We start from the raw sequence: 6932 nt of genomic DNA on the forward strand, positions 1-6932 counted from the left end.
GCGTTTGGCGGCAAGGGATATCACGTCACCACACCTGCCGAAGTGCGGTCGGCACTTGCTGCGGCAATCGCGTCGAACGGGCCGTCGATCATCGACTGCGTACTCGACCCGGCCGCCGGCGTGGAAAGCGGTCACCTGGCGAGCCTGAACCCGACCAGCGCGGCCACCCCGGCTCCAGTCAGCGCCGGCGGGTGAGTCCCACCAGTTGGGCCTCGAAGAACTCGTCGAGCGTCAGCTGTTGCGCGGATTCCTTCAGCGCGCGCGCAACGGGAGATCCCGGCCCGGAAGCCTTTGTGGCCAGGCCGATCTCGGCTTTCACGACAGGATCGACCATTTCGACCGCGCGGATCTCGCCCGTCATCGGCGTCGTCCACAGCCAGGTGTGCGGCACGATGCACGCCCAGTTTCCGGTGGAAACCTGGGCGAAAAGCGAAGCGACCGAATCAGTCTCGACCTGCGGGGTGACCTTGATGTCGTGGCTGGCGAAGGCCTCGTCAATGATCTGTCGGTCTCGCATATCGGCGGTCAGCAACGCCAGCGGGAGTTGCGCGACATCCGCCCACGCCATCGTGGATGCACCGGGGGCCAACATGTCCGACGGCGACAGCAGGACGTAGTGCTCGTCGTACAGGGGTAGCAGGTCGACGTCGTGGGAGTCTTCGGGCGCATGGTGGACGATGGCCGCGTCCAGCTCGAACTCGCGTAGCCGCCGGTACAGCTCGCTCGCGGCCAGCCGGGAGCGGATCTGCACTTTCACCAACGGATGCGCCGAACAGAAGGCCGAGAGCACCAGGGAGGCCGTCGTGGAGGCGGTGGGAACCGTGCCCAGCCGCAGCGTCCCGGTTATCCCGGACCGTACGGCGTGCACCTCGGCCTTGAAGGCATCGTGTTCGGCCAGAATCCGCTTGGCCCACACGACCAGCCGCTCCCCTTCCGGGGTGAGGCCTTCAAAGCTGTGTCCGCGGTTGATCAGCGTGACGTTGAGCTCGCGTTCGAGCTTGGCGATCGCGGCGGACAACGCGGGTTGCGACACGTAGCACTTCTCTGCCGCCCGGGCGAAGTGCCGCTCGTGGGCCACCGAGACGAAATACTCGAGTTGACGGAAGAGCACCCCACCTCCTCGGTCCACAGGGTTTGTAAGGCGGTCTGCGGCGCCTGATCTCGCTGAGGCTAACCCCTCGCGGCCGGCCAATCCAGCGTTTCCGCCCCGGCCATGCCATCTCCGGGCAGTTCCGGAAGTCGTCACCGGCGACAGGCGTTGTGGCACTGTTACTTTCGCGGCGGCACAGGTCAAATTCGGTGTGACAGATGCCGGCCGCAGGAACATATGTTCCAGCTCAACGACATTCGGACCACGGCGGGCACGCCACGGCCTTCGGGCGCCTCGGGCGGTGCGGACAGAGCCGTCGGCCACAACGTCGATCAGAAGCGGTGATCACGGCAAGACCCAACACAAGGCCTGACGGGCCGCTAACATAGCACCAGGCTAATAACGAAATGTTTGCTACGGAAACCAACTGGGTAGAGCCGACTAGAATGCCGGTGTGTTGATTGCACCATCTCGGAGGGTGAGGGCCATGCGTCGAGCAGTTCGTCATCTATTCGTTATGGTCGCGATATCGGCGATCGTCCTGGTAGGACCGGTCACCCGCAGTGTGGCCGCGGTTCCGGTGCCCGCGCCTGTCCCCGGCGTTGCTTCCGTCTTCCCGACCGACGGTGCGGTGGTGGGCGTGGCACAGCCGGTTGTGGTGACGTTCACCGCGCCGGTCACCGACCGCGCCGGCGCCGAGCGGTCCATCCGCGTCACCTCCCCGGGCAACACGACCGGGCACTTCGAATGGGTCGAGAACAACGTCGTGCAGTGGGTGCCCAACCAGTACTGGCCCGCGCACACCCACGTCTCGGTGGGAGTGCAGGCGCTGGGAACGGGATTCGAGACGGGTGACGCCCTGCTCGGTGTGGCCAGCATCTCCGCGCACACCTTCACCGTCAGCAGGAACGGCGAGACACTCCGCACCATGCCGGCGTCGATGGGCAAGCCCAGTCGCCCGACCCCGATCGGCAACTTCTCCGCCATGTCCAAGGAGCGCACCGTCGTGATGGACTCGCGGACCATCGGCATCCCGCTCAGTTCGCCCGACGGCTACCGAATCACCGCTTCCTACGCGGTCCGTGTCACCTCGAGTGGCGTTTACGTGCACTCGGCGCCATGGTCGGTGGATTCGCAGGGCCACGCCAACGTCAGTCACGGTTGCATCAATCTGAGTCCGGAAAACGCCGCGTGGTACTTCGACATGGTGACCGTCGGCGACCCCATCAACGTGGTGGCCTGACGCCGCCAGGCAACCCCGCCCTCACCGCCGTGTGCTAACGGTCACACCGGTGGGATGGAAGACTCGCGCCGCTCAGGCGGTTTGCCCTAGACGAGTCATCTTTAGGGACCTGGCAGAGAGAAGCCGACCATGACCGACCTGAGCGGCACCCAACGGGAACGCGTCGTCGAACGCGCACAGCAGCTGAACACCGACGACGCGCAATTCCGGGCAGCCCGGCCCGACGCGGCCATCCGGCAGGCGGCGCGGCAACCCGGGCTTCGATTGCCACAGGTCATGGAGACGCTGGTGGCGGGTTACGCGGACCGCCCCGCGCTGGGCTGGCGGGCACGGTCGTTGACGACGGACCCCGCGACCGGCCGCACCACCGCGCAACTACTGCCACACTTCGACACCATCACCTACCGCGATCTGTGGGCCAACGTGCGCGCGATCGCCACCGCGTGGCGGCATGACGCGACGGATCCGGTGGCGCCGGGAGACTTCGTGGCGACCGTCGGCTTTGCCAGCCCCGAGTACCTGACCGTCGACCTGGTCTGCGGGTATCTGGGACTGGTTGCCGTACCGCTGCAGCACAACGCCGCCGCGTCCCGGCTGCAGCCCATCGTCGAAGAAGTCGAACCGCGGGTCCTCGCGGCGGGCGCCGGGTATCTGGACCTCGCCGTCGAAGCGGCTCTGCGTAGCACCTCGTTGCGTCGCCTGTTGGTTTTCGACTACCAACCGCAGGTCGACGACCAACGAGAGATCCTGGAGCGCGCTACTGCGAAGCTGGCGGCCGCGGGCATGTCCGTGACGATCGAGATCCTCAGCGACGTCGTCGAGCGCGGTCGAGCGCTGCCGCCCGAGCCGATTTACACCGGCGAGGACGACCAACGTCTGGCCATGATCATGTACACGTCCGGCAGCACCGGATTGCCGAAGGGCGCCATGTACACCGAGCGGATGCTCGCCAAGGTGTGGACCAACGAGCTGCTGCCCGACTGGGAAGACATCCCGGTGCTCAACGTCAACTTCATGCCGCTGAATCACCTCGGCGGCCGCCTTCCGCTGGCGACGTCGTTCCAGGCGGGCGGCACCAGTTACTTTGTGCCGGAAAGCGATCTGTCGACATTGTTCGAAGACTGGAACCTGGTGCGCCCCACCGAGATGGGTCTGGTACCGCGGGTAGCCGAGATGCTCTACCAGCGTTACCAGAGCGCCGTTGATCGGGAAGTCGCCCTGGGCCTGAACGTTGGAGAGCCCGAACAGGCCGAGGCGTGGGCCCGAGCCGAACTGCGCGAGCTGGTCCTCGGTGGGCGCATCCTCACCAGCTTCTGCGGCACGGCGCCACTGGCCGCCGAGATGAAGGCCTTCGTCGAGTCGTGCCTGGACGTGCACGTGCAGGACGGCTACGGCCTGACCGAAGTCGGCATGGTCACCAAAGACGGCGTGCTGAAAAAGCCTCCGGTGATCGACTACAAGCTGGTCGACGTTCCCGAACTGGGCTACTTCCGCACCGACAAGCCACACCCGCGGGGCGAGCTGCTGGTGAAGTCCGAGACGGCCACCCCCGGGTATTTCAAACGGCCCGACGTCACCGCCAACGCCTTCGATCCCGACGGCTATTACCGCACGGGCGATGTGATGGCCGAACTCGGGCCGGATCGGCTTGCCTACGTCGACCGGCGCAACAACGTGCTGAAGCTGTCCCAGGGCGAGTTCGTCGCCGTCGCGCGGCTGGAAGCCGTGCTCTCCAGCGCGGCTCTGGTGCGGCAGATATTCGTCTACGGCAACAGCGAACGGCCCTATCTGCTGGCTGTCGTGGTTCCGACTGCCGATGCGCTGGACAGGTTCGCAGCCGGTCAGGATCCCGCGGGACTCAAGGCCGCCCTGAGCGAATCACTGCGGCAGACAGCAATTCTCGCCGAGCTGCAGTCCTACGAAGTGCCGGCTGACTTCCTGGTCGAGACCGTGCCGTTCAGCGAAGACAACGGCCTGCTGTCCGGGGTGGGCAAGCTATTGCGGCCCAAGCTCAAGGAGCACTACGGCGAGCGCCTGGAAGCCCTGTACGCCGAATTGGCCGCCACCCGGCAGACCGAGCTGCGCTCGCTGCGCGAAGGGGCGGCCGACCAACCGGTGATCGACACGCTGACGCACGCTGCCGAGGCGTTGCTGGGCTTGGTCGACACGCCCGCACCGGATGCGCATTTCATGGACCTCGGCGGTGATTCGCTGTCGGCGTTGACCTTCTCCAACCTGTTGCAGGACATCTTCGACGTGGAGGTGCCGGTGGGCCTGATCATCGGCCCGACGACCGATCTGCGCGTGTTGGCCAAACACGTCGAGGCCGAGCGTGAATCCGGTTCCAGGCGGCCGACGTTCGCGTCGGTGCACGGGCGTGGGTCAACGCAGGTGCGGGCCGCCGACCTCACGCTGGAGAGGTTCATCGACACGAAGACCTTGGCCGGCGCGCCGGGGCTGCCGCGGGCCACCGGCACGCCGCAGACGGTTTTGCTGACCGGCGCCAACGGCTACCTCGGCCGCTTCCTCACCCTGGAATGGCTGGAGCGGCTGTCCGAAACCGGTGGACGCCTGATCTGCATCGTGCGCGGCACGGACGCGGATGCGGGTGCCAAGCGGCTGGAGGAAGTGTTCCACAGCGGGGATCCGCAACTGGTCGAGCGGTTCCGCACGCTGGCCGCCGATCACCTCGAGGTCATCACCGGCGACATCGGTGACCCGAATCTTGGCCTGGATCAGGCGACTTGGGAGCGGCTGGCCCAGCAGGTGGATCTGATCGTGCACGCCGCGGCCCTGGTCAACCACGTGCTGCCCTACGACCAGATGTTCGGCCCCAACGTCGTGGGTACCGCCGAGCTGATCCGGTTGGCGATCAGCGGCCGGATCAAGCCGATCACCTACCTGTCGACGGTGGCGGTCGCGATGTACGTCGATGCGGCCGTGTTCGAAGAAGACGGCGACATCCGGGTCATGAGCCCGGTCCGCGCCGTCGACGACAGCTACGCCAACGGTTATGCGAACAGCAAGTGGGCCGGTGAGGTGTTGCTGCGCGAGGCACACGACCTGTGCGGCTTGCCGGCCGCGGTGTTCCGGTCCGACATGATCCTGGCCCACAGCGACTATGCGGGGCAGCTCAATGTGCCCGATGCGTTCACCCGGCTGATCTTGAGCCTGCTGGTCACCGGCATTGCGCCCGGCTCCTTCTTCGAAACCGACCCGCAGGGCAATCGGGCGCGAGCCCACTACGCCGGTCTGCCCGCCGACTTCGTGGCCGAGTCGATCACCACGCTCGGCGCGGCTGCGGGCGATGAGGGAGTGTATCGCTCCTTCGACGTGATGAACCCACACGACGACGGCGTCTCGCTGGACGTGTTCGTGGACTGGTTGATCGCGGCCGGCAACGACATCCACCGGATCGACGACTACGACGAATGGCTGGCGCGCTTCGAAACCGCGCTGCGCGGCTTACCGGACGGACAGCGCCAGCATTCAGTGCTGCCGCTGCTGGACGCCTACCGGAAGCCGCAGCAGCCGCTGCGCGGTGCGCCGGCTCCGACCGAGGTGTACCGCGAAGCGGTGCAGGAAGCCAAAATCGGTGCGGACAAAGACATTCCGCATCTTTCAGCGGCTCTGATCGACAAGTACGTCGCGGATCTGAAGTTGCTCGGCCTGGTATAGCCCCGGGCCGGATCAGTTCGGCAGGTTGGCCTTGATCACGGCGTCCTGCTTGCGGCCGATGTCCTTCGCGAACTCGGGATCCGTCGGAGCGTCGGGGGGGCTGTCGAACTCGATGCTGACCAGCGCCTTGCCCTCGGTGAACAACAACACCGTCACCGCTTGGGAGTTGTCCGGCGCAGGCCCGGAAATCATTGCCGCACCGGTGCCGATGTTGTCGACTGGCTGCCACGTGCCGGTGACCTTGCTCCCGTAGTTGTTCTGGGTGTTCTTAAGTCCCTCGGCCGCCGTCTTGGGTTCGTTGACGAGCAGGATCACAACGCCGATCCGGCGGCTGTTGTCCGCAGTGCTGAACATCTGCTGAACGCCAGGGGCGCCGTTAGGATTCTGCACCGGGTCGGAAGCCGTGAAATCTGGGCCGACGTCAGCCGCCTTGATCAGCAAATTGGTGTAGTCCCCGACCGGAGGATACGGCGGGGCCGGCGGGCTGGTTACGACCCCGGACGGTAGCGTTCCTCTGCTCTCTCCGGGGCCGCAGCCGGTGGTTACGGCACCCACCAGGAGGGCGACGACCGCCCAACCGACGATAGTTCTCCGAGAAAGCTTCATGGGCATTCCTTCCACCGTTGCGAGTGAGTGATCTTTAGTGGTCACGCGACTCGTACCCCATCTCGGGGTTGTTCCCCGGCCGGGGGGCCGGTTCCCTTCCGCGCTTCACGGCCACCGGCCGGGCGAGGCCCGGTCTTACGGTCGGCTCCACGCTTGACGGCGGCCCTAACTGGGCCGACGACGCTAACGGGTTCCTCGTAGCGTGCGAGGTTGATCGCGGCGTTGTCATCACGCTGGTGGGTGACCGAACACGCGTCGCATTGCCAATGTTCGTCCCAGCCGATGTCCTGCACATGCCCGCAGACGTGGCAGGTT

At 66.0% G+C, this 6932-nt stretch carries 5 protein-coding genes and 1 pseudogene; 3 read left to right on the forward strand and 3 right to left on the reverse strand.

Going from position 1 to position 6932, the window contains the following annotated elements; genetic code table 11:
- A pseudogene (locus VML93_RS25275) lies at positions 1 to 195 on the forward strand (oxalyl-CoA decarboxylase); the annotation flags it as partial.
- Here the strand turns inward: VML93_RS25275 and VML93_RS25280 are convergent.
- Positions 179 to 1111, reverse strand: a complete 933-nt coding sequence (locus tag VML93_RS25280; RefSeq protein ID WP_325615013.1) for a LysR family transcriptional regulator — start codon at positions 1109 to 1111, stop codon at positions 179 to 181. The pseudogene VML93_RS25275 and the gene VML93_RS25280 overlap by 17 nt on opposite strands.
- Before the next feature lie 466 nt (positions 1112 to 1577).
- Here VML93_RS25280 and VML93_RS25285 point away from each other — a divergent pair, with 466 nt between their 5' ends.
- Entirely contained in the window at positions 1578 to 2333 is a 756-nt protein-coding gene (locus VML93_RS25285) for a L,D-transpeptidase (protein ID WP_325615014.1), read from the forward strand.
- A 129-nt stretch (positions 2334 to 2462) separates the two neighbouring features.
- Complete coding sequence (gene car, locus VML93_RS25290) at positions 2463 to 6011, forward strand: carboxylic acid reductase (RefSeq protein WP_325615015.1); 3549 nt, start codon at positions 2463 to 2465, stop codon at positions 6009 to 6011.
- Between the two features lie 12 nt (positions 6012 to 6023).
- On the opposite strand, the gene VML93_RS25295 is transcribed toward car, so the two are convergent.
- Positions 6024 to 6617 carry a hypothetical protein gene (locus tag VML93_RS25295; protein ID WP_325615016.1) on the reverse strand — a complete coding sequence of 198 codons (594 nt, stop codon included), beginning with the start codon at positions 6615 to 6617 and terminating at the stop codon, positions 6024 to 6026.
- A gap of 41 nt (positions 6618 to 6658) precedes the next feature.
- On the reverse strand, positions 6659 to 6932 hold a 274-nt coding region (locus VML93_RS25300), incomplete at its 5' end, for a zinc ribbon domain-containing protein (RefSeq protein WP_325615017.1).

It is taken from the genome of Mycobacterium sp., assembly GCF_035499775.1.
GTDB lineage: Bacteria > Actinomycetota > Actinomycetes > Mycobacteriales > Mycobacteriaceae > Mycobacterium.

Coding starts and splice junctions, on each gene's coding strand:
- car (WP_325615015.1), top strand. CDS start 2,463: ATGACCGACCTGAGCGGCACCCAACGGGAACGCGTCGTCGAACGCGCA.
- VML93_RS25285 (WP_325615014.1), top strand. CDS start 1,578: ATGCGTCGAGCAGTTCGTCATCTATTCGTTATGGTCGCGATATCGGCG.
- VML93_RS25295 (WP_325615016.1), bottom strand. CDS start 6,617: ATGAAGCTTTCTCGGAGAACTATCGTCGGTTGGGCGGTCGTCGCCCTC.